Raw genomic sequence first — 1,186 nt, 5'->3', positions numbered from 1 at the left:
CCGCCGACCGACGGATCGGCCTTTGCCGCATCGAGCAGCCGCTGCAGATCGCCCAGCATCGCCCGGTGCACCCGGCAATAGGGTTTCAGCCCGAAACCGGCGGGGGCGGGTACGATGTCCTGCGGCGGCGCGTCACCATAAGGGAAATGCCCCGCCACCCGGCCATCGGGCCCTGGCGGCGGCAGCGCGCCATCGCAGGACTGCGCCTGGACCGCGACGGGCAGGGCGGCGAAGATCAGCAGCGCCAGAAAGCGCAGGAACGCGGCAGGAGCGGTCGGCATGACGCGCGCGCCTCTGGCATGTCGGCGCGCACGGTGGCAAGGGAGCGCGATGCACGGAGATCGCGTTCTATTCATCGACGGCGAAGCGCTGGTAATCGACAAACCGGCGGGCTTGCCCGTGGATCGGCCCCGCAACGGGTCGATCAGCCTCGAAAACCATCTGGAATCGCTGAAGTTCGGCTTCAAGCGCTGGCCGCATGCGGTCCATCGGCTCGACCGCGACACCAGCGGTTGCCTCCTCCTGTCGCGCAACCCGAAGGCCCATGCCCGTTTCCAGCAGGCGTTCGAGGGCGGCTTGGTCGAAAAGCGCTATCTGGCGGTGCTGAACGGTCTGGTCGAGGGGGAGGGCATGATCGACCTTCCGCTCGCCAAGGTGTCGACGATCGAGGAAGGCTGGCGGATGGTCGCCGATCCTTCGGGCAAGTCTGCGCGAACCGGCTGGCGCGCGCTGCGTCATGAGGATGGGCGTACGCTGGTCGAGTTCCGCCCCGAAACGGGGCGCACGCATCAGATTCGTGTCCATGCCGCCACCGGGCTTGGAGCGCCGGTCGTCGGCGATTTGGTGTATGGCGCGGGCGAGCCGGGGGGCCTGTTGCTGCACGCCGCCAGCCTGACCGTGCCGCGCGGCGAGAAGGACCCGATCGTCGCCGAAGCGCCGACGCCGGAACGCTTCGGCATCTTCCAGAATTAGGCGACCCGGCGATGGCGCTGATCCCCGTCACCCGCGCCATCGCGATCGACGAGCGCGAGATTGCCGAGAGCTTTACCCGCGCCTCCGGGCCGGGCGGGCAGCATGTCAACACGACTGACAGCGCGGTGCTGCTGCGCTTCGACGTGGGCGGCTCGCCCAGCCTGCCCGAGGCGGTGAAGCTGCGTCTGGCGGTGCTGGCGGGACAGCGGCTGAG

At 69.1% G+C, this 1,186-nt stretch carries 2 protein-coding genes and 1 pseudogene; 2 read left to right on the top strand and 1 reads right to left on the bottom strand.

Annotated elements, in window-relative coordinates; all coding sequences use genetic code 11:
• Nucleotides 1-281: pseudogene (locus U1700_RS14985) on the bottom strand (D-alanyl-D-alanine carboxypeptidase family protein); the annotation flags it as partial.
• A gap of 49 nt (nt 282-330) precedes the next feature.
• Between U1700_RS14985 and U1700_RS14980 the strand changes: the two are divergent.
• Together U1700_RS14980 and U1700_RS14975 are read left to right on the top strand one after the other, a co-directional pair.
• Nucleotides 331-972, top strand: a complete 642-nt coding sequence (locus tag U1700_RS14980) for an RluA family pseudouridine synthase (protein WP_332753476.1) — start codon at nt 331-333, stop codon at nt 970-972.
• Nucleotides 973-983: 11 nt separating this feature from the next.
• On the top strand, nt 984-1,186 hold a 203-nt coding region (locus U1700_RS14975), incomplete at its 3' end, for a peptide chain release factor-like protein (RefSeq protein WP_332753475.1).

The organism is Sphingomonas sp. RB1R13, from assembly GCF_036663775.1.
GTDB lineage: Bacteria > Pseudomonadota > Alphaproteobacteria > Sphingomonadales > Sphingomonadaceae > Sphingomicrobium.
The sequence above is the reverse complement of the archived record's forward strand: the minus strand, read 5'-3'. Positions and strand labels throughout refer to the sequence as shown.

Excerpts from the sequence above, each read along its gene's own strand:
- U1700_RS14980 (WP_332753476.1), top strand. The coding sequence starts at position 331 with ATGCACGGAGATCGCGTTCTATTCATCGACGGCGAAGCGCTGGTAATC.